At 63.5% G+C, this 19,058-nt stretch carries 20 protein-coding genes; 5 read left to right on the forward strand and 15 right to left on the reverse strand.

All coding sequences use genetic code 11. The features are described 5' to 3' along the window. Positions 1–28 precede the first annotated feature (28 nt). From VI340_RS07920 to VI340_RS07945, 6 genes are all read right to left on the reverse strand, one after another. A complete protein-coding gene (locus tag VI340_RS07920; protein WP_336330539.1) occupies positions 29–1,234 on the reverse strand; it encodes a PP2C family protein-serine/threonine phosphatase in 1,206 nt (401 codons plus the stop codon). Beyond that, entirely contained in the window at positions 1,231–2,469 is a 1,239-nt protein-coding gene (locus VI340_RS07925; protein ID WP_008308844.1) for a serine/threonine protein kinase, read from the reverse strand. The genes VI340_RS07920 and VI340_RS07925 overlap by 4 nt, the downstream gene beginning before the upstream one ends. Positions 2,470–2,525: 56 nt before the next feature. Next, on the reverse strand, positions 2,526–3,710 hold the full coding sequence (locus VI340_RS07930; protein WP_008308843.1) for a vWA domain-containing protein: 1,185 nt from the start codon (positions 3,708–3,710) through the stop codon (positions 2,526–2,528). A 133-nt stretch (positions 3,711–3,843) separates the two neighbouring features. Beyond that, positions 3,844–4,446: a hypothetical protein gene (locus tag VI340_RS07935; RefSeq protein WP_049942874.1), complete on the reverse strand. Its 603-nt coding sequence runs from the start codon at positions 4,444–4,446 to the stop codon at positions 3,844–3,846. Beyond that, a complete protein-coding gene (locus tag VI340_RS07940) occupies positions 4,436–5,551 on the reverse strand; it encodes a DUF3179 domain-containing protein (RefSeq protein WP_008308841.1) in 1,116 nt (371 codons plus the stop codon). The genes VI340_RS07935 and VI340_RS07940 overlap by 11 nt, the downstream gene beginning before the upstream one ends. Positions 5,552–5,659: 108 nt before the next feature. After that, on the reverse strand, positions 5,660–6,298 hold the full coding sequence (locus VI340_RS07945; protein ID WP_336358163.1) for an alpha/beta hydrolase: 639 nt from the start codon (positions 6,296–6,298) through the stop codon (positions 5,660–5,662). A gap of 492 nt (positions 6,299–6,790) precedes the next feature. On the opposite strand from VI340_RS07945, the gene VI340_RS07950 reads away from it, so the two are divergent. Continuing rightward, positions 6,791–7,027, forward strand: coding sequence for a UPF0058 family protein (locus VI340_RS07950; RefSeq protein ID WP_004592453.1), 237 nt, complete (start codon positions 6,791–6,793; stop codon positions 7,025–7,027). A gap of 138 nt (positions 7,028–7,165) precedes the next feature. On the opposite strand, the gene VI340_RS07955 is transcribed toward VI340_RS07950, so the two are convergent. Beyond that, entirely contained in the window at positions 7,166–7,612 is a 447-nt protein-coding gene (locus VI340_RS07955; RefSeq protein WP_008308836.1) for a DUF555 domain-containing protein, read from the reverse strand. Between the two features lie 332 nt (positions 7,613–7,944). On the opposite strand from VI340_RS07955, the gene VI340_RS07960 reads away from it, so the two are divergent. The 3 genes from VI340_RS07960 to VI340_RS07970 are packed head-to-tail and all read left to right on the forward strand — an operon-like array spanning position 7,945 to position 10,671. Next, complete coding sequence (locus tag VI340_RS07960) at positions 7,945–8,853, forward strand: DNA-3-methyladenine glycosylase family protein (RefSeq protein ID WP_008308834.1); 909 nt, start codon at positions 7,945–7,947, stop codon at positions 8,851–8,853. A gap of 53 nt (positions 8,854–8,906) precedes the next feature. Next, positions 8,907–9,182 (forward strand): acylphosphatase, encoded by a 276-nt coding sequence (locus VI340_RS07965; protein ID WP_336330535.1) that lies wholly within the window; start codon positions 8,907–8,909, stop codon positions 9,180–9,182. 46 nt (positions 9,183–9,228) lie between these two features. Continuing rightward, positions 9,229–10,671, forward strand: coding sequence for an NAD(P)H-hydrate dehydratase (locus VI340_RS07970; RefSeq protein WP_336358164.1), 1,443 nt, complete (start codon positions 9,229–9,231; stop codon positions 10,669–10,671). A 9-nt stretch (positions 10,672–10,680) separates the two neighbouring features. Here the strand turns inward: VI340_RS07970 and hflX are convergent, their stop codons facing one another. Together hflX and katG are read right to left on the reverse strand one after the other, a co-directional pair. After that, positions 10,681–11,991 carry a GTPase HflX gene (gene hflX, locus VI340_RS07975; protein ID WP_008308826.1) on the reverse strand — a complete coding sequence of 437 codons (1,311 nt, stop codon included), beginning with the start codon at positions 11,989–11,991 and terminating at the stop codon, positions 10,681–10,683. Between the two features lie 189 nt (positions 11,992–12,180). Further along, complete coding sequence (katG, locus tag VI340_RS07980) at positions 12,181–14,376, reverse strand: catalase/peroxidase HPI (protein ID WP_336358165.1); 2,196 nt, start codon at positions 14,374–14,376, stop codon at positions 12,181–12,183. Positions 14,377–14,579: 203 nt separating this feature from the next. Here katG and VI340_RS07985 point away from each other — a divergent pair, with 203 nt between their 5' ends. Further along, positions 14,580–14,927, forward strand: a complete 348-nt coding sequence (locus VI340_RS07985) for an FUN14 domain-containing protein (protein WP_008308823.1) — start codon at positions 14,580–14,582, stop codon at positions 14,925–14,927. A 15-nt stretch (positions 14,928–14,942) separates the two neighbouring features. Here VI340_RS07985 and VI340_RS07990 read toward each other — a convergent pair whose 3' ends face one another. The 6 genes from VI340_RS07990 to VI340_RS08015 form a co-directional block, all read right to left on the reverse strand. Next, positions 14,943–15,668, reverse strand: a complete 726-nt coding sequence (locus tag VI340_RS07990) for a ribosome assembly factor SBDS (RefSeq protein WP_008308822.1) — start codon at positions 15,666–15,668, stop codon at positions 14,943–14,945. Between the two features lie 88 nt (positions 15,669–15,756). Continuing rightward, a complete protein-coding gene (gene psmA / locus VI340_RS07995) occupies positions 15,757–16,533 on the reverse strand; it encodes an archaeal proteasome endopeptidase complex subunit alpha (RefSeq protein ID WP_336330532.1) in 777 nt (258 codons plus the stop codon). A gap of 2 nt (positions 16,534–16,535) precedes the next feature. Further along, on the reverse strand, positions 16,536–17,021 hold the full coding sequence (locus VI340_RS08000) for an Rpp14/Pop5 family protein (protein ID WP_008308818.1): 486 nt from the start codon (positions 17,019–17,021) through the stop codon (positions 16,536–16,538). A gap of 69 nt (positions 17,022–17,090) precedes the next feature. Continuing rightward, the gene (locus VI340_RS08005) at positions 17,091–17,810 is read right to left on the reverse strand and encodes an RNase P subunit p30 family protein (protein WP_336358166.1); all 720 of its coding nucleotides are present in this window, start codon (positions 17,808–17,810) and stop codon (positions 17,091–17,093) included. Then, the gene (locus tag VI340_RS08010) at positions 17,810–18,235 is read right to left on the reverse strand and encodes an RNA-binding protein (protein WP_008308815.1); all 426 of its coding nucleotides are present in this window, start codon (positions 18,233–18,235) and stop codon (positions 17,810–17,812) included. The genes VI340_RS08005 and VI340_RS08010 overlap by 1 nt, the downstream gene beginning before the upstream one ends. A 7-nt stretch (positions 18,236–18,242) precedes the next feature. Continuing rightward, complete coding sequence (locus VI340_RS08015; protein WP_004515500.1) at positions 18,243–18,428, reverse strand: hypothetical protein; 186 nt, start codon at positions 18,426–18,428, stop codon at positions 18,243–18,245. Positions 18,429–19,058 lie beyond the last annotated feature (630 nt).

The raw sequence follows: 19,058 nt of genomic DNA on the forward strand, positions 1-19,058 counted from the left end.
AAAATACTTGTCCCACGAAACTTTCTCTCTACTCGTCTGTCATAATAACGGTATCCCGTTCGGAAATGTCGAGATCAGGGTCGATATCTCGAACTGGCATCCCGCCGCTTTCCGGTGTTTCCGGAAGCGCACTGTCGGCAAACAGGAGCACGGAGATGTTGTCCTTCCCGCCGCGGTCGTTTGCCAGCGACACGAACTCCCGACTCGCCGCGTCGAGGGACGCTGCATCGAGGACCACGTCACGGATCTCGTCGTCGGTGACGGCCGCTTCGCGGATACGCTCGGCCACTGAATCGGCGTGGTCCGAATCGACGTACTCCTCGTACAGTTCCGGCGCGTCGGTCTGTGCGTCGATGAGTCCGTCGCTGGTCGCCAACACCGTGTCCTCCGCGTACAGCCTGACCGTTCGCGTGTCCACCCCGACAGTCGCCTCGTCGGGGTCCTCGTAGCCGGACCCGCCCAGCGCGCGGGTGATCTCGTTCCCGTTCGGGTGGACGTGTGCCTCGACGGGGTCGATTTCGTCGTTGTCGACCCATTCCTGAACGACGGCGTGATCTCTGGTCAGCGGTGAAATCGTCTCGCGGGCGCTGTTGACGACGTAGGCCCGGCTATCACCGACCCAGCCGTAGTGGAGTTTGCCGTCGGCGTAGATGCCCGCGACGACCGTCGTGTAGGATTGGGTCCCGGTCTCGTTTGCGTACCGGATGATCTCGCGGTGGGCCGCCGTAATCGCCTCCGCCACGGCAGTTTCGAGTTCCCGCTCTCCGGGCGGGTCCGGAAGGACATCACGGGCCACGTCGACATCGAAGCCACCGGGATAGCTCCGAGCCGTCCGGATCGCCACGGGAGCAAGCTGTTCAGCCACGATAGTGGTCGTAATGTACGACGCAATGTCTCCGGCGTCGTGTCCGCCAGCCCCGTCGGCGACCACGAACACGCCGGCCGAGCGGTTCATCGGGTGTCCGCTGTCATCAGCGCCGGACGTATCCGCGTCCTCAGCGTCGGCTGTGTCCGTGTCGTCATCGGCATCCGCCGCCTCAGTATCAGATGGTTCGTCTGGCGCGTCCGCTGTCTCGTCGCCGTCCGCTGTGGCCGTGTTCTGCGACTGCGGTCTGTCTTGCCCGCGGTAGCCGTCCCGATGGCCCTCCTCGAACACCGTCAGAGAGACGCTGTCCTCGTTGATGCCCTGTCCTCGCTTCCGCTCGCCGATGTCGTAGTTCGTGCTGTATCTCATGACTCCTCCGGATGGAACTCGAACGTGACCCCGTAGGTCGGATGGACCAGCGACACCAGGTCGCCGTCGGTGAGTGTCACCGACTCGGGTGGAACGTCGCCGTGTCTGTCGGTCGGGTCCTCGCCCTCGGAGCGCAGACGGTTGCGTCCGGGTTCGGAGAGGACCCGCTGCCAACCGGCCCCTTTCTGGACGAACGTCCCGTTGAGGCTCCGGTCGTGGAGGGACCACTCGCCGTCCTCGATATCGAACTGTACCTGCACCGAGGAGATGTACTCCCCCTGCGGGTCTTCGATTGTTATCGATGCCGGGGGACCGCTCGCGCCCTGTCGCCCGATAGTGTCGCCCGGTTCGACGGTGAACTGCCTATCAGCCTGGATGTACGTCACCGACGCCGTCGCGGGCGGCGTTGGATCGCGCCGTTCGAGGACCTCCTTGAGGACCGTCGCGTTCCGGTATCGGTCGCGGTAATGTGACTGTGTGGCCCGTTCGACGATTTCGGCCAGATAATCGTCGCAGTCTGCCCCGAACGCCTGCGGGTTCACGCCGTCTTTCTTCGGGACGCTCCCCTTGAGCAAGAATAGGAGTATCTTCCCGATGGAATACACGTCCGACCAGGGACCCTGCCGAACGTCGGTGCGGCTGGCCTCGGCGACTTCGCGGGGCTTGAACGGCCCCAGAATCGTCGTCCCGGTGTTCCCCGAAGAAGGGTCCCCGGAGGCGTCGAAGCCCGTCGCGGTGTTGAAATCGATCAGTGTGGGCGTGATGTCGGGCGTGAGCATCACGTTCTCCGGTTTCAGGTCCCGGTAGACGATCTCGTTCTCGTGGAGAAACCCCATCGCGTCACAGAGGTCGATGCCGATCTGGCGGACCTGCTCGCTGTCGTCGATCGGGCCGTGCTGGTCGATGACTTCGTCGAGTTCGATGCCGTCGACGATCAGCTGGACGACCAGAAACGGAACGTCACGCTCCGTGACCTGGTCGTAGTAGTCCATCACGTTCTCATGACCGCCGGCCCGGCGGATGCGCTCCAGTGAGCCGACCTCCTTTTTAAAATACTCCTCGATGATGTCGGGGTCGTTCTGGGATTCGGTGTAGTTGGGGTACTTGACGGCGACCGACTCGCCTGTCTCGGTGTCTCTGGCGCGGAACGCCTTCGCGAACCCTCCCTTGCCGAGGAATTCCTCGAGTTCGTACTGGCCGGCGATGACATCACCGCTCTCAGGTTCCCAGTTCATGGATCACCCGTTTCTCCGGCCAGTGGCAGCCCTGCCGACACTGCAGGTCGTTGCGGTCACTTCTGGATGCCCTCGTCAGTGACGATCTTCGTCGCCTTGTTCTGTTCCTTGCGTCCGCCCTCCATCACGATACGCGTCTCCCGCTCGGCTGTCTGGACGGCCTCGGTGTCCTCGCCGTGGATACGCGTCATTCGCTCCAGTTGGGTCTGGGCTTCGGCGACGTTGCCCTTGCCGAGTTCCGTCTTGATAACGGTCTGTCGGTGGTCCACGTCGACCTGTTCGTTGTGCTCGGCCAGTTTCGCCTCGTCGTCGGTGTAGTCGACGGTGATCGATTCCCGCGTCGTCTCGCCGCCAGCGTGCAGCGTGACATCCGCCACGGACACGGCGTCTTGCGGGTCGTTGGCCGGCGCGTGTATCTTCAGCACGACTCGCTGGGTCTCCCGCTCAAGCAGGTCGGGCAGCGGCACGACAGCCGCGTTGTCCTCCCAGTTGGGGTCTACAGACTGAGTCTGTGGCAGCGAACGGTACACTTCGCTCACCTCGACGCCGTCGGCCACGTCGAGTTCGAGACGGGCGTCGGGAGCGACGACGGTCCCGGCCTCCTCGACTGCGTCGCCGAAGAACGACTCGATGTCACCGGCGGCGTCCAGGTGTGTCCATTCGCCGCGGGCGACGGTACCGAGCGTCCGAATGGTTTCCTCGCGGTAGTCGCTCCCGATACCAGCCGCCTTGATTCTGATGCCCTCGGTGTCGATTTCGCGTGCTAGCGTCCCGAACGCTTCCGGGTCGTGGGAGTTGTCCTTCCCATCAGAGAGGAGCAGGACCCGCCGAGCCGTGTTGTCGTCTGTCGGCAGATCCTGCAGGGACGCCTTCGCTTCCAGCAGGCCGCTGTACATATCGGTGCCCCCGCCAGCGGAGATGTCAGCGACCGCGTCCACTGCCGTTTCACGCGAAATAGTCCCCCACCGGGTCGGTGCAAGAACCGTCGTGACCTCGTTGTCGAAGGCGATGATCGAGATGTAATCGTCCTCGTCGAGTAGCCCGAACACCCATTCAGCGCCAGCGCGGGCCTGTTCGATGTCTTCGCCGGCCATCGATCCACTCGCGTCGATACAGAGAGCAATCTGTCGCGTGGGTGGCTCCTCCAACCGTCCGGGCTCGACTTCGATTTCAGCGGTCAGTTTCGCCCCGCCCGTCGGCACGTAGGGTCGGTTGACCTCGCTCACGACAGTAGCGGTCATACTGGTAGATGGGTCGTACGGAGTAATTATATGTTTCCCTCAAATCGAGGGAAAAAAGTTCCAACCGCTACCTGGACCGGTAGCCTGTAGTTACTAGCTACCCCCCGGTAGTAGGAACAATCTACGTCGCCTGTCACGCTGGCTCGACTCGGCTGCCGACCCAGAGAAGGGTTCCGAGCAGTGCCACGACAGTGATCGGGAGGAGCCACTGGAACAGCGAGAGAAGCCCAGCGCTCGCCTGCACGCCGACGACGAGCAGGATAGTGGGGCCACAGCAGGCGAATCCGGAGAGCAGTCCCGGCAACCCCGACACAGCCCCTGCACCCGGGCCGAGACGGCAGGCCGATGGGCCGCGCCACGCGACGACAGAGACAGCGAGGTTGAGTCCGACCAGCGATGCCAGGACGGCACCGAGAAGCACGTTCAGCGGCGAGACGAGTAGTTCGACTGGGCCGACGACGACCAGTGCAATCGGTTCCCACTGAAACGGCCCGACCTGCCGGAACGCACGGGTAAGCGGGTTACTGACGACAGAAACCTCGTAGCCGGCTGGGCCGAAACCGAGGTGTCTGAGACCAGCGAGGTACAGCAGGAAGTACGCCAGTCCAGACACACCCAGAAGCAACTGACCGTCGCGGCGGGTGAGCGCTCCCCGGACCGCAACCGCAGTGTGCCGAAGCAAGCGTTCGATGCGAGCGGACACACTGGCCCCGTCGGCTACACTATCAGTCGACATACGCACTCCCCGGATAGAAGCCGGCCCAGGCGAACCACATGGCGTCGAAGGCCAGCGAGCGGTCCAGCGGAAGGGAATCGGCCTCGTGTGTGGTCCCGTCGAGCGTGTAGCCGTCGTCCGCCGCCTCGACCGCCGCTGACTCCGGGTTCGCGTACACGTAGCCCGTTGTGAGGTCGGTGTCGGCGACGGCGACGTACGGCGTGTCGCCGATGTTGCCGGTCAACACGCGCTGGTTCAGTAACGTCTCCTTGTCGAAGGCCACCGTCCCCGTCTCCGTCCGGGTCCCGATGACGACGGCCTTTGGGTGTGCGCGGCTGTCGCCCTGCAGCGGCTCAAACAGCGTCCGAGTGCTCGAATAGTAGCCGCGTTTCTCGTTGTACTGGCCGTATGGATCAGTGCCGTAGCGCCGCGAGAAGCCGGTATCCTCGGTCAGAACGGTCGTTTCCGGATAGGTACTGGACCAGCGGTCCCACGTCGTCCAAGTGACCCGGAACTCCCGCAACGACTCGCCAGTTAGTGGGCCTGTAATTGCCGTCGCGAGCATCTGTGGCCACCAGCTGTCGGTGCCCCGGTCGTACATCGTCAGGTTCGAGTTCACCAGTCGACCGGAGACGCCGAACTCCACCGGGCCGCGCTCAAAGCCCTGTGCGGTGCCCGTCAGCGGACAGTACGTCACAGCGACGGGGTCGCCGGCGACGGTGTCGTTCACGATTTCGTGGTGGACGAGAATGTACTGCGGATAGGCTTTCGCCTCCCCGTCGCGGACCACGCCGAACACCGGGTCGTCCGGAGCCAGTATCTCTGGAGGCGTCTCGGCGAACGTCGGGTCGTCGATGGACGGAATACCGTCTTTACGAACGCCGCCGCTGACGATCTTCTCTTCGAGCGTCCCGATCTCGTAGTCTAGATGCAGGCGACCATCAGCCGTCGGTGGCTTCGACCCGTCACCTCGATCGGTGGCCGTCGATGGCGTCCCGATTCCGCTGCCGGACCCGGCCACTGAACTCGGCCCAGTAGTCGAGCCGTCATCTCCCGCGCAGCCTGCGCCGCCGAGTGTCACACCGGCTCCAACCGTCGCGAGAAGCCGTCGGCGGGAAAGGTCCATGCCATGTGTAGTCTTTCCAATCACTAAGTCTCGCGGTGAGGGGCCGGTAACTCCCTGTTGGCACGCTCAGCGAGGCTATCTCGGTGTACGAACCAACGCTCGGACTGCCTAATTGACGAGGGTGGCGGCCAGCGACGAGACGTACGCCAGTTCGTCCTCGTTCACGCCGTGGCCCATCCCCTCATAGATGCGTTCCTCCACGTCCCCGTTCAGTTGCTCGAAGACCGAGGCCGTGACGTGAACGCGCTCTTCGGGGATATGCGGATCGACGTCGCTACAGCCCAGGAACACCGGCGTTTCCTCGATGTCGCCCTCGTACTCGCTCTCGTCGATGGTCTCGCCGATGAGGCCACCACTGAGAGCCACGAGCCCGCCGTAGCGCTGCGGGTTACGGGCGACGAACTCGCTCGCGAGACAGGCCCCCTGGGAGAAGCCCAGGACGAGCACACGATCGGTTGGTATCCCGGCTTCCTCGGCCTTCGTGACGGCGTCCTCGATAGCCTGCAGTCCCGATGTCCGCCCGGGTTCGTTCTGCTCGACCGGCGAGAGGAAGGAGTTAGGGTACCAGGTGTTCCGCGCGGCCTGTGGGGCGAGCAACGCCAGCCCGTCCTGTTGGAACTCTGCCCCCATCTGGACGATGCTCCGGGCAGTCGCACCCCGGCCGTGGACCAGCACTGCCGCCGCGCTCGCCTCCGATAGCGCGGTTCCCGCGGTCACGAGTTGCTGGCCCTGATGAGGGCCGCTCATCGCTCTCCTCCCGGTCGCCGGCTGTACCCTGTCATGCCCGTGCAGTCGGTTTCTCTTCCCGTTCGCCCGCCTGCCGTAGGCAGCCACCGTGTCGTGTGCATACCCCAGATAGCGCACGAAGACACTTGACTTGGCACATCGGTCAATCGGTCGAGATATTCCGTGTTCAGGCCCGCAATCGGAGTTCGATGTCGCCACCGTCGCGCACCGTGAGACCAGTATCGGTTTCGGAGACAGCATAGTCGGACCGACGGAGGCATTTGGTCCATACCGATGGAGACATATACAGCCCATAATCTTGGGAACCAACCGTAGACACCCGTACCGAACACGACGACGTGTTTAGGGAAATGGTAAAATTTAGTGTAAAATACATAGAATATACTTCGCACCGCGAATTATGCATAAACTATTACGTATTACTGGCAGAGACGTGTGTTAACCTTCATCAGAGTAGTACTATAACCTTCGAGTTGTTACCTTGGGTTGACTATGAAAAAGCAGGAGCTCATCCACCTTCACGGCCTGCTTGCACAGGTACAGAACCACTACGAAGCCGAATCCGGGACAGAAGTGGACCACGACGAATACGAGGAACTGGGCGTCAAGCCGACATCGATTCACAAGTCGAAAACAGACCACAAGGCCGCTGTCTTTGCGATTGCTGACGGTATTGCCTCCGAGATGGCTGACGAGACCAAAGAGCCTGTTTCTGCCGCCGCGGACTAACAGTTCTCCGTCGTTTCTACGCAGTTCTCCCGACGAGCAATGCCATTAGTGGCTGTATAACGGCTGTCGGATACATATCATAGACAGAATACGTCGAGGGTGTTGAACAGAGACAGCCCTGTTGCTCGGTGGCTGGGCTTACTCGTCGATTAATTCCTCGAACTCGGGTAATACGTCGTCCGAGTCGTCGGCCTCAGCTGTCGACTCTGTCGACGAAGACTCGTCGTCCGTCGTTTCGGCAGACTCCTCCGGGATCTCCTCGATTTCGAGCACGTCGAGCGGGATGTTCTCGAGCCGTTGCCCGATCTCCTTGCGGGCGATTCTGGCGGCGTGTTCGTCCCGTTCGACGTTGAACACGGTCATCTCCAGTTCGAGTGCGACGAGACTCTCATCGGCCGCGAGAAAAGCCGGTTCCAGTGTCTCGCCGCAGTGCGGGCAGTGCCGGTCGCCCATGTTGATCTCGACGTAGTTGAGGTCGGGGTTCAGCATTTCCCCCGTCTTCGAGATGGCGATGCGAACTGCCTCGTCCGCAGATGCCACGTCGTACACTGGGACTGCGGCCTCGACAACAACTCGGCAATTCATGCTAGTATGTTTGTTTCCCAATATAATGAAGGTTAGCCCTGAAACAGGCATCACCTCTCGCCCCATATATCGTGGTATAGAGAGTCAGAAAGCCCCGTTGAGCCGCACAGACACAAGTGAGAGAAAACGTTACGACGGCGAAAAGCAGTGACAGCTCAGACGGATATGAGCGTCCGCTATAGTAACAATTGAAACGATTTACACACTGATCGCACTGCCGTCGTGCGATCAGGTGTGCATTGACTTTCAATGGCTACTATAGTCGATAGAGACTCCAACCCGTGCGAGCGGAACTCGTAACGCCATTACCTCCGGGTCCGTACACACGGACAATGGAACAGGGCGTCATCGACGTCGGGTCGCTGGCCGGCGGTATCGACCTCCAGGCAACTGTCGAGAGCGGGCAGTCCTACCTCTGGAACCGGGAGGACGGCGAAATGTACCAGCGCGACGGGGCAACCGGGGGCGACGCGTGGTACTGGACGACAGTCCGCCGAGACGGGTCACCAGCAGTCATCCGCGTCCGGCAGCGGGACGGTGTCCTCGAATGGGAGTCCACGATCGACGCCGAGGCGGACCTCAAGCGACTCCTGCGGCTTGAGGACGATCTATCCGCGATTCGGACGACTGCACCGGCCGACGACGTGGTCCAGTCAGCCTACGATAGGTTCTGGGGGATGCGTCTCGTTCAGGACCCACCGTTTGGCTCCCTCATCTCGTTCATTTGCTCGGCCCAGATGCGCGTGGCTCGGATACACAGTATGCAACAGGCGCTCCGTGACGCGTTCGGCGAGACGGTCGAGTTCGACGGGCGGACGTACAACGCCTATCCGACGCCGTCAGCGTTGGCCGAAACGACCGAAGAACGCCTCCGGGACCTCGGGCTGGGCTATCGAGCGCCGTACGTCCAGCGCACCGCGGAGATGGTCGCAGGCGGCGAGGCCGACCCCGAGGAAGCCGTCGGCCTCGACTACGAGGACGCCAGGGAGTCGCTCACCCGCTTCGTCGGCGTCGGCGACAAGGTCGCGGACTGCGTGTTGCTGTTCTCGCTTGACTACCTCGAAGCGGTCCCGCTAGACACCTGGATCCGGTCGACTATCGAGGAGTACTACCCGGAGTGTGAGCGAGGGAACTACACCGACACGTCCCGGGCCATCCGGGCCGCGCTCGGCGGCGAGTACGCCGGCTACACGCAGACCTACTTGTTCCATTATCTCCGGACGGGCAGCGACGAAAACTGACGCGGGTGGTGGAAGGCGACAGTATAACGGAGTCCGCCGGCAAACCCTCGGACATGGCTCGCACGCGAGCACATGTGTTCGTCTCCGGTCGTGTCCAGGGCGTCTATTACAGAGCGACCACGCGGGAGCGCGCACAGGACCAGGGGGTCGACGGGTGGGTCCGGAACCTCGACGACGGCCGCGTCGAAGCGGTGTTCGAGGGCCCAGAAGCCGACGTGGAAGCGATGGTCGAGTTCTGCTACGAGGGGAGCGAACGCGCGAACGTGACCGACGTCGAAATCGAGTACGAGGAGCCGGAGGGCATCGACGGCTTCGAGGTCCGCTGGTAAACCGCCGTCCCGTAGCATTACTTCACTGGCGAACGAACCCGTGAGCATGCTCACCGGCTCCGAAATGGGTGTCATCGACGAGAACGCCGCCGCACTCGGCGTCCCGCGCAAACAGTTGATGGAGTCGTCCGGCCATGCCGTCGCCCGGGCGGTCCGTTCCCTCGCGGACCCCGGCAACCGGGTCACCATCGTCGCCGGGCGGGGGAACAACGGCGGGGACGCGCTCGTCACCGCCCGCTTTCTCGACGACTACGACCTCCGCGTCCTGTTGCTTGGCCGCCCGAACGCGATCTCGACATCAATATCCAGAGAGAACTGGGAGGCGCTCCAGAGCGCTGAGTATCCCACAGAAACAGTCAAAGATTCTACGGCGTTCGACCTCGGAACTCCCGATATCGTTGTCGATGCAATGCTGGGAACCGGTGTCGCCGGCGACCTCCGGGAACCCGAGGCGACGGCTGCGGCGGCAATGAACGAGAGCGACGCGACCGTCCTCTCGGTCGATGTCCCGTCCGGCCTCGACGCCGAGACGGGACGGTTGGCCGACAACGCTGTCGACGCCGACCACGTCGTCACGTTCCACGACACGAAGCCCGGACTCCCAGACCTTGAGGTGCCAGTTACCGTCGCCGACATCGGCATCCCCGACGCGGCGGAGCTGTTCGTCGAGCGGGGCGACCTCACCCGACTCGAACGGGACCCCGCCAGCCACAAGGGTGACAACGGCGAAGTACTGGTCGTCGGGGGCGGTCCCTACACCGGCGCGCCGGCGCTGTCGGCCCAGGCCGCGCTCAGAGCGGGTGCAGACCTCGTCCGGGTCGCCTGTCCGGAGGTCGTCGCGCGGGAAATCCAGTCCTACAGCGAGAACCTCATCCTGCGACCGTTCGACGGGGACCACCTCGCGCCACCCCACGTCGACAGCCTCGCCGAACTGGCGGCGGAGCACGACACGCTGATCGTCGGACCAGGGCTCGGGGACGCCGACGCGACGCTGGAAGCGGTCGCGGACCTGCTGTCCGGGTTCGAGGGGACGGCCGTCGTCGACGCCGACGCCCTGTCTGTGGTTCCGGACATCGAAACGGACGCGGAACTCGTCTGTACGCCCCACCAGGGCGAACTTCGCGGGATGGGTGGTGAGACATCGGAGGACTGGCGGGAGCGGGCGGACCTCGTGGAGTCCTTCGCATCGGAGGTCGGCCAGACACTGCTGGTCAAAGGGCCGTACGACGTCGTCTCCGACGGCGAGCGGACCCGCGTCAGCCGTACCGGCAATCCGGGGATGACGGTCGGCGGCACCGGCGACGTGCTCGCGGGCGTGACGGGCGCGCTCGCCTGCATTCAGGACCCGATCGACGCGGCCGCCATCGCCGCCTACACCGTCGGCACGGTCGGCGACCGGGTCGTCGACGACCGCGGCTACGGACTGGTCGCAACAGACCTGCTAGACGAGATACCGAGCGTGCTGTGGCAGCGCGAAGCAGAAACGTAACCTCCGCAGTCAGGCTGACGCACCGACCAGCTCCCCGGCTTTCGCCCGGGACTGCTCGATGATCGCCGGCCGCGCCTCGAACTCGATGACCACCTGGTCGCCGTAGTCGACCGTCTCGACGCTGGCGTGGTCGTGAATCCACGAGACGAGGCTCATCGTGTCGTCGGTCATCGGGAGCACGAGCCGTTCGCGCTCGTAGTCCGGCAGTTCGTGGTCGATGCGGTCCGCCAGGTCGTCGATGTTGAGTCCCTGTTTGGCGCTGACGGCGACGGGGTTCGGGGCCAGCGACGAGAGTGCGTCTCGCTTGCGACGGACCTCCTCGTCGTCGACCATATCGGTCTTGTTGAGGACCGTGACGATGGGTGCCTCGTTGCGCTCGTACAGCGTGTCGTGGCTCGTCACCAGTTTCTCCCGGATTTCCTCGACCGACTCGGAGACGTCGACGACGAGCAGGACGAGGTCGGCGTGGTACACCGACCCCAGCGTCGACTTGAACGACTCGACGAGCCAGTGCGGGAGGTCCTGGATGAACCCGACGGTGTCGGTGACAAGCACCTCGCGCTTGCCGACCGCCGCGCGGCGGGTGGTCGTGCCGAGCGTCGTGAACAGACGGTCCTCGCTCTCGGCCGTGGTATCGAGGTCGGGATGCAAGTCATCGTTCTCGTCGACGTCGAGGTCGTCCGCGAGGCGGCGCAGGAGCGTCGACTTCCCGGCGTTGGTGTAGCCGGCCAGCGCGACGAGGTCGAAGCCGGACTCGCGGCGCTGTTCCCGGCGGTGCCGCTCGGTCTCCTCGATGGATTCCAGTTCGTCCCGGATGTTGGCGATCTGCTTTTTGATGTCTTCTTCGCGGGACTCGTCGTACTCGCCGAGGCCCATGAACCCCGGCCGCTCGTCGCGTTTGGCCAGGCTCGCCTTGGCCTCGGCGCGCGGGAGTTCGTAGCGCAGTTCCGCGAGTTCGACCTGGAGCTGGGCTTTCCGCGTCTGGGCCCGCTGGCCGAAGATTTCGAGGATGAGCCGGAAGCGGTCGATGACGCGCACCCGCTCGGGGAGTTCGTTTCCGATGTTGTACGTCTGGTACGGGCCGAGCTGATTGTCGAAGATCACGACGGCGGCCCCTTCGCGAGCGACCGCGTTGCTCAATCGCGTGACCTTCCCCTCGCCGAGGTGGTACGCCGGGTCCTCCGTTCTGGTCTGTGTGATCTCGTCGACGACCTCGTAGCCGGCCGCCCGAGCGAGGTCCCGGATCTCTTCGGTGTCGGCGGTGCCACTGTCGACGCGCTTCGCGATGACCGCCCGTTCCGTGGTGTGTGTCGCCGTCACTCGTTGGAAAACTACGGCGTCCGATTATTTAACCCCCCGGGAGGGACTCACACTCTTCCGGGGGTCGGTGGTTGGCCGGTAAAATGGCAGATACTGAGCGATTCCTGCAGCCGGCTGGCGAAACTAACGACTTCGATACCCGCTCGAAGGCTGAAATGCAGCCAGCAAAGCGGTAGCGGTCAGTCCGGCTTATTCGAGATCGAAGCGGTCGAGCTTCATGACCTTGTTCCATGTGTCCACGAAATCGTGGACGAGCTTCTCTTCCGCGTCGGCAGAGCCGTAGACTTCCGAGATTGCCCGGAGCCGGTCGTTCGAGCCGAAGACGAGGTCGATGCGTGTGGCTTCCCACTTGACCTCGCCGGTGTCACGGTCGAGCCCTTTGTAGACGTGTTCGGAGTCCGACGCCGGCTCCCACTCCGTGCCCATGTCGAGCAGGTTCACGAAGAAGTCGTTGGTCAGCGTCCCCGGTTCGTCGGTGAAGACGCCGAGGTCGGTGTCCTTGTAGTTCGCACCGATCGAACGCATCCCGCCGATCAGGGCCGTCAGTTCCGAGGCCGTCAGGTTCAGCAGGTCCGCGTTGTCGACAAGCACTTCCTCCGCCGGTCGTGTGATGTCGTCCTGGATGTAGTTCCTGGCCCCGTCGACTTTCGGCTTGAGAGCATCGAAGGAGGCGGCGTCGGTGTGTTCCGGCCCGGCGTCGACTCGTCCGGGCTCGAATGGAATCTCGACATCGTAGCCGGCGTTCGCTGCCGCCTGTTCGACGGCCGCGTTGCCGCCCAGCACGATCAGGTCAGCGAGCGAGACCTGCGTCCCGTCGGAGCGCGAGTCGTTGAACTCCGTCTGGATGTTTTCGAGCGTCCCCAGAACCGTCTCCAGTTGCTCCGGCTCGTTGACTTCCCAGTTTTTCTGGGGTTCGAGTCGGAGGCGTGCGCCGTTGGCGCCGCCGCGCTTGTCGCTGTCGCGGTAGGTCGATGCCGACGCCCACGCGGTCTTGACGAGCTGGGAGAGAGAGAGGTCCGAGTCGAGGATTTCGGCCTTGAGATCGGCGATTTCCTCGTCTCCGATCAGGTTGTAGTCAGCGTCCGGGAGCGGGTCCTGCCAGATCATCTCCTCGTCAGGAACCTCCGGACCGAGGAACCGCTCAGGCGGCCCCATGTCGCGGTGGGTCAGCTTGTACCAGGCCTTCGCGAAGTTCATCCCGAACTCCATCGGGTTCTCCTGGAAGGTTTCCATGACCTCTCGGTAGTCCGGATCCCGCTTCAGGGCGATGTCCGTCGTGAGCATCATCGGCGTCTGCTTTTCGTCCGGGTCGTGGGCGTCCGGCACGCTGTTTTTCAGCTCCTCGCTCTTGGGTGCCCACTGCCACGCGCCGCCGGGACCCTTCTCCGGCTCCCACTCGTAGTCGAGCAGGTTGTTGATGTATCCCATGTCCCACTCGGTCGGCGACTGGGTCCACGGCCCTTCGATACCGCTCGTGATCATCTCGCCGCCTTTGCTGTTCCCGTTCTCGTTTTGCCAGCCGAGGCCCTGCTGCTCGATGGGGGCCGCTTCGGGCTCGGGACCGAGGTTCTCCTCGGGGTCGTCAGCGCCGTGGACTTTGCCGAACGTGTGTCCGCCGGCGATGAGTGCGGCCGTCTCCTTGTCGTTCATCGCCATCCGGTCGAACGTCTGCCGGATGTTCTTCGCCGACGCCTCCGGATCAGGGTTGCCGTCCGGTCCTTCCGGATTCACGTAGATGAGGCCCATCACGGAGGCACCGAGCCCTTCTTCGATTTCGCCGGGCTCGTCGAAGCGCTCCTGGGTTTCCATCTCGTCTTCCGGTCCCCAGTTGACAGCCTTGTCCTCCTCAAAGGCGTCCTCGCGGCCGCCGGCGTAGCCGAACGTCTTGAATCCCATCGACTCGATGGCGACGTTCCCTGCGAGGATCATCAGGTCGGCCCATGAGATCTTTTTGCCGTACTTCTGCTTGATCGGCAGGAGCAGCCGTCGCGCCTTGTCGAGGTTCGCGTTGTCCGGCCAGCTGTTGATAGGTGCAAAGCGCTGTCGGCCGCCAGCCGCGCCACCGCGACCGTCGGCGGTCCGGTACGTCCCGGCGCTGTGCCAGGCCATCCGGATGAACAGCGGGCCGTAGTGGCCGTAGTCGGCCGGCCACCAGTCCTGCGATGACGTCATCAGCTCTTCCAGATCCGACTTCACCGCTTCGAGGTCGAGCTTCTGGAACTCCTCCGCATAATCAAAGTCGTCCTCCATCGGGCCGACGTCCCGGGCGTTCTGGTCGAGAATCTCCAGATTCAGCTTGTTTGGCCACCAGTCCTGATTAGATTTCGGTCGCTTCGAACGTCCGCCTTCGGCACCGCTCATATCGGAATTCGGTGTTTCTGCCATCTTAACAGTAAGTAAGATTCGTCGGTAGCATACAAATCTTTGGATATGAGTAAAGAAATGGCATCGTGTGAAAAATATCGCCCCGAATTCTTTGGGACACCGGGTCGCAACGACGCCCCGTTGCTGTGGCGGAAGCGGTGTATAAAAGCGGAAGCGCCAGAGGGAGCACAAAGGATTTAAAAACAGGCGGTCAGGTACGCGGTATGGGTGAGTTCGTACTCCAACTAGATGGGTTGGGCCTCCAGCAGATGGGCCTCGAATTCGGTGGCGGCGGCCTTATCGGCGGGATCATCGGGTTCGCCGCCAAGAAGGTCGCAAAGCTCATTGCCGTCATCATCGGCATCGAGCTGGCACTGTTCAAGTTCCTCGAGACGCGTGGCATCCTCCAAGTGAACTGGGACGCGATAGGTGGGGCCGCACAGAACGCGACCGGCACCGCCGGGAACGCGGCGTCGGCGCAACCGCCGTCCTGGGTCACGTCGCTGCTCTCGGCGCTGCCGGTCAGCGCTGGTTTCACTGCCGGGTTCTTGGTCGGCTTCAAGAAAGGGTAACGCGACGCCGCGGCGTTAGCGCGTACTGATGTCGTCTTCGTCTTTGATGATGCGAGTTTCCGCTTCGCCGCTCGTGTGTTCGTTCACCACGTCGTAGAAGTCGTTTTGCAGGCCGGCCGGGAACGTCATGACGCCGACCCACGAGCCGTCGGACTGCCACTCCTCGCGTTCGAGGTCGCCGAACTGCCGGATCTGTGCCTGGGCGCTCCCGGCGTAGTCCGCGGGGACCTGCACGGCGACGGTGACCTCGTCGAACCGGATCGGGATGACCGGCCGGAGCGCATCGAGGGCGTCGTCGACCTGCGCCTCGACGGGTTCCATCGGGTCGACTCTGAAGTCCGTCTCTTCGAGCGCGGATTCGATGCGCTCCGGCGGGTGCGGCGCGTCGTCCATCTGTGGGTTAACCGCGTTGCGCGTGATCCGCTGGATGAGCTGTTTGTGCTTTTGTTCCTGCATCTCGCGGCGCTGGTCGGCCGTGATCTGTATCTCCCCCCGCTTGATGACTTCGGGGATGATGGCCATCGGATCAGTGGTGTCAAACACCTCTTCGAGCATATTCTCGGGCGGTCGGTCCCCCCGCGAGGCGTCCTCGAACACGTCCTCCGCGGCGATAACGTCCTCGAGATCGCCGTCGAAGTCATCACGTTTTATCGCTAGCGCCGCGTCCGGATCCACCAGTACCTCGAACCGCTGGCCGTGGGATTCGAGGCGCGCCGTCACCGCCTCGTCAAGCGATATCATACCCGTCGGTAGCAGTGGGCCAGTTAAAGGCCTTACTGCGTAGTCGAACAGAAAAGAACCCAGTCGCCCGCGGAGGCCGTCGGAAGCGTTACTCTTCCTCGGTGTCTTCCTCGTCCGCGTCCTCGTCGTCGCCGGTGTCGAGCAGGTCGGCCTCCGCGAGATGGGTCTCCTTCTCCTCGTCGGTCAGCTGGCCGAACGTCTCCGTTTCGACGTCGACCGTGGCGACGCCGATGCCTTCCGGCGTCAGTCCGTCCTCGTTGACCGACGCGAGGGCGGCCAGCGCGAGGTCGACGCCGTCGGCGAGGTCCATCCCTTCGTCGTAGTGTTCTTCGAGGTAGTCCCGGATGTCGCCGCGGTCGGCCCCGACAGCGAGGGCCTTCCACTCGTAGGGCGTCCCGGAGGGGTCGGTCTCGAACAGGCGCGGCTCGCCGTTGACGATGCCACCGATGATGAGCGCGACGCCGAACGGGCGCGCGCCGCCGACCTGCGTGTACTGCTGGATGTAGTCGGTGATTTCCTTGGTGAGGGTTTCGACGCCGACCGGCTCGCCGTAGCGCAACTGGTTCACCTGCGCCTGACGGCGGGCGAAGTCGATGAGCTGTCGGGCGTCGGCGACGTGGCCGGCCGAGGCGATACCGATGTGGTCGTCGGCCTTGTGGATCTTTTCGACCGAGGAGCGCTCCATCAGCGGCGACCGGATGCGCTTGTCCACGGCCAGAACGACGCCGTCGCTCGTTCTGACGCCGATGCTTGCTGTGCCGCGTTTGACCGCTTCGCGGGCGTACTCGACCTGGTAGAGGCGTCCGTCCGGCGAGAAGATAGTGATCCCGCGGTCGTAGGCCTGCTGTTGGTTTTGTCCCTGCATAGTTATCGGAAATCGAGTGCTGTCGCGCCGACGAACGCGCCGCCGGAGGCCGCTTCGACATCGTAGCGCGGAGGTCGAACAGTAGCGCTCCGGTCTGCGTTCTCGAACACGACGTGTCTCTGTTCAGTGGCTTCCGGCGGCCCGCGTATATACTTTTCTTCACAGGCGCGCACGGTGCCGCTAATCCCCCGGACGCGGACCCGAACCTCGTCGTCGTCGATGCTGTCGACACAGGCCAGCGCGGCCCGGGCCGGGTCCGTCTGGCCGCGTCTGGTCCGGACGATGGCCTCGGCCGTGCCGTCGTAATCGTGGAACTGGAGGACGGTCATGTCCGTCTCGGCGCTGCCGGTGTCGCCCAGCAGGTTCTGGGCGGCGTACCACACCGCCCGCTGGAACGCCCGACGGTCGAGCGACGCCGTCGGCCACGTCTCGACGCCGACGGCGAGGTAGCGCCACCGCGGCCGGAGATGTTTCGGGAGGTGTTTCATACGCCAGCGTTGGGGCGGAGGACAATGAGCGGTGTGGTGTGGCGATCGGTCAGGATGTCGATAGTGGGGCTACTGCCCGTCATCGTTGACGGCGTCTACGTCGCCTTCCAGTCGGACGCCCGGTTCGATGACAGCGTCGCTCTGGCGCTCGCGGTTGCGCTCCGCGACTCGGCCCCACTCCGCCAATCCCTCGCGGACGGTGTCGGCGTCGAAGCCGACGGTCTTCCCGACCGCGATGAGATCCCGCGGTGCGCGAATCTGGAGATGGTTACTCGGCGACGCCGAGACGACGAACGGTGCGCCGGCGTCCTCGACCAGTTCCCTGAGCTTCCGGAGTTCCTTGATAGCCCGGACGCGAGTGCCGCCGGAGGCCCGGAGCACCGGGCCGAAGTCGAACTCGACGCGGACGCCGTTGTCGGCCGCCGCGTTCGCCAGGACGTGGTTGAAATCGCCGTCCTCGCGCATCGGGTGGGCGAGCACGTCGACGGTCGGTTGCTCGACCGCGAACCGGTTGATGCGGCGGTCGCCGCCGTGGACGACGACGACCGTCCGGTCGCTCCGGTAGTTCCCGACGAAGCCGCTCGCTCGCGAGGGGTCGTCCGCCCGGACCTCGACACCGGCCGCGACGTCGATGTCGTACGCGTCGCTGATGGCGTCGGCGTCGTAGTCCGCCTGCACGTCGCCGTGGTTCCTGACGACGATGCCGTCGTAGCCCGAATCGGCGGCCGTCAGCGCGTGCCGGGCGACGGTGCTGTCACCGTCAGGGTGGGCGTAGACGGCCTCGTACATCACAACTCCTCTAAGAGTTCGCGGGCGTTAGCGACGGCTTTCTCCCGCTTTGCGGGGTAGGCCTCGACTTTCGCCCGGAGCGTGATGCCGTCGCCGCGCTCGACGTCGCCGCCGAACGCGGCCTGTTTGTCGAAGGTGAGAAAGAACGAACAGTTGTCGTCGACCCGGTCGTCCAGTTCCGCACGCACCGCGTCGATATCCGGCGCTGACGCGACCTGCGTGAGTACGTGCCGGATGTCGTCAGCGTTCTCGACGCGAGCCGAGAGGACGACGATCCGGTCGCCGTAGTGCCCCTCGCTCTGTGCGCGCTCGATAGGGTAGTCCTCCGGGAGGAACGTCCGGAGCGCTCCCTCGACACGCTTGTCGTCCTCTGTCGCGTAGCAGAAGGTCCGGAGGTCGACGTAGTGGAACGGAACCGACGACATCGAGGCCCTACTCGTCCTCGGCGGCTTCGAGGTTGTCCTCGGGGACGCCCTGCTCCTGTCCGTCCTCGAAGGAAACCGTGTAGTTGGCGTCGCCGAACATCGTCTCGACGACCTGCGTGATGGTGCCTTCCTCGCCGTCGTAGTCGCTGTGCTCGTCGTGGAGAATAACGCTGTCGTCCTCTTCGAATGCCATACCGTGCGGTACTCGGTGGCTCGTCAAAAAGGGACTGATTCGGATTTGCTCGGCCCAGTCGCGGACGTGGTGGGAAAATGTCCCTGTGACACGGCCCAGATCTGACAATCAGGACAGCGACAAACCTCGATCAGCCCAAAGCCAGGGGTACGCTGATCAGGGCTGACCGATCTTGTTGTTCCCTGTCGCTTCCGTTGCGAAAGGCATGGCCATGATTAGACTTGTCTAAATATTTCCTTAGATAAGTAGAATTAAGTGTCAGATCATTCTACAGTCACATGCGTTCCGTCAACCACGGAACGCAAAGGCGTACAGATCGAGTGGGTAGAACAATCCGTCAGGTCGTCGAAACAGCCAATGAGTTCCTGCTACACGGGAGCGTGGCTATCCTTGTTCGGGCCTCTTCCCGTGTTTGGCTGCGAGTGAGTCGGACCAGACGTGTATCCGCGTCTGCAGCTTCTCCACCGGTGTCAGTGGCACAACGGATTCGGTTGCGAAACCCCCTGAGATACGCCACGGCAGCCGATACGTCACAACAACTGTTATGGGACTCTCTCGACTAACTATCGACATGATCAGTCCACCGCTCTCCCCCGTCAAGACGGTTGTTTCGTCGAGGTGTCAGACACA

The sequence above is a fragment of the Haloarcula sp. CGMCC 1.6347 genome (assembly GCF_037078395.1).
GTDB classification, from domain to species: domain Archaea; phylum Halobacteriota; class Halobacteria; order Halobacteriales; family Haloarculaceae; genus Haloarcula; species Haloarcula amylolytica.

Coding starts and splice junctions, on each gene's coding strand:
- psmA (WP_336330532.1), bottom strand. CDS start 16,533: ATGCAGGGACAAAACCAACAGCAGGCCTACGACCGCGGGATCACTATC.
- VI340_RS07945 (WP_336358163.1), bottom strand. CDS start 6,298: ATGAGCGGCCCTCATCAGGGCCAGCAACTCGTGACCGCGGGAACCGCG.
- VI340_RS07920 (WP_336330539.1), bottom strand. CDS start 1,234: ATGAGATACAGCACGAACTACGACATCGGCGAGCGGAAGCGAGGACAG.
- VI340_RS08000 (WP_008308818.1), bottom strand. CDS start 17,021: ATGAAACACCTCCCGAAACATCTCCGGCCGCGGTGGCGCTACCTCGCC.
- VI340_RS07960 (WP_008308834.1), top strand. CDS start 7,945: ATGGAACAGGGCGTCATCGACGTCGGGTCGCTGGCCGGCGGTATCGAC.
- VI340_RS07985 (WP_008308823.1), top strand. CDS start 14,580: ATGGGTGAGTTCGTACTCCAACTAGATGGGTTGGGCCTCCAGCAGATG.
- VI340_RS07930 (WP_008308843.1), bottom strand. CDS start 3,710: ATGACCGCTACTGTCGTGAGCGAGGTCAACCGACCCTACGTGCCGACG.
- VI340_RS07955 (WP_008308836.1), bottom strand. CDS start 7,612: ATGAATTGCCGAGTTGTTGTCGAGGCCGCAGTCCCAGTGTACGACGTG.
- VI340_RS07935 (WP_049942874.1), bottom strand. CDS start 4,446: ATGTCGACTGATAGTGTAGCCGACGGGGCCAGTGTGTCCGCTCGCATC.
- VI340_RS07970 (WP_336358164.1), top strand. CDS start 9,229: ATGCTCACCGGCTCCGAAATGGGTGTCATCGACGAGAACGCCGCCGCA.
- VI340_RS07950 (WP_004592453.1), top strand. CDS start 6,791: ATGAAAAAGCAGGAGCTCATCCACCTTCACGGCCTGCTTGCACAGGTA.
- VI340_RS07925 (WP_008308844.1), bottom strand. CDS start 2,469: ATGAACTGGGAACCTGAGAGCGGTGATGTCATCGCCGGCCAGTACGAA.
- VI340_RS07965 (WP_336330535.1), top strand. CDS start 8,907: ATGGCTCGCACGCGAGCACATGTGTTCGTCTCCGGTCGTGTCCAGGGC.
- VI340_RS08005 (WP_336358166.1), bottom strand. CDS start 17,810: ATGTACGAGGCCGTCTACGCCCACCCTGACGGTGACAGCACCGTCGCC.
- katG (WP_336358165.1), bottom strand. CDS start 14,376: ATGGCAGAAACACCGAATTCCGATATGAGCGGTGCCGAAGGCGGACGT.
- VI340_RS07990 (WP_008308822.1), bottom strand. CDS start 15,668: ATGATATCGCTTGACGAGGCGGTGACGGCGCGCCTCGAATCCCACGGC.
- VI340_RS07940 (WP_008308841.1), bottom strand. CDS start 5,551: ATGGACCTTTCCCGCCGACGGCTTCTCGCGACGGTTGGAGCCGGTGTG.
- VI340_RS08010 (WP_008308815.1), bottom strand. CDS start 18,235: ATGTCGTCGGTTCCGTTCCACTACGTCGACCTCCGGACCTTCTGCTAC.
- VI340_RS08015 (WP_004515500.1), bottom strand. CDS start 18,428: ATGGCATTCGAAGAGGACGACAGCGTTATTCTCCACGACGAGCACAGC.